The sequence below is a fragment of the Burkholderia sp. SIMBA_051 genome (genome assembly GCF_046534915.1).
GTDB lineage: Bacteria > Pseudomonadota > Gammaproteobacteria > Burkholderiales > Burkholderiaceae > Burkholderia > Burkholderia ambifaria.
In genome coordinates this window covers 1-277 of sequence record NZ_JAWRXS010000212.1, presented here as the reverse complement: position 1 = coordinate 277, position 277 = coordinate 1, and the positions used below count along the sequence as shown (strand labels likewise).

The window sequence follows — 277 nt, the reverse complement described above, 5'->3', positions numbered from 1 at the left end:
GAGGCAGAAATTGCGCACGTCAACTTGACGGGCGCGGCGCACGTTCGAGGTGAGGGAATCGAAGGTCTTGCACCACGATTCGAACAGCGTGTTGTTCAGGTCCGATTCACCAGCTCGGACGACGAAGTCCCTCATCGAATGCAAGGTACGCTCCTGGTTGCTGTACTGACGCCCTAGCGCTCGGCGGTGTGCAAGGTATCGACTGATGACCGGATCAAGCGCTGTTGATTCGAGTTGGTGTTTCATGATGCCCCCTTCATTGAGACGCGATCACATC

The 277-nt window shown here is 56.3% G+C and carries 1 pseudogene; it reads right to left on the bottom strand.

From position 1 onward, the window contains the following. Positions 1-246: pseudogene (locus SB771_RS34225) on the bottom strand (integrase); the annotation flags it as partial. Positions 247-277: the final 31 nt, after the last annotated feature.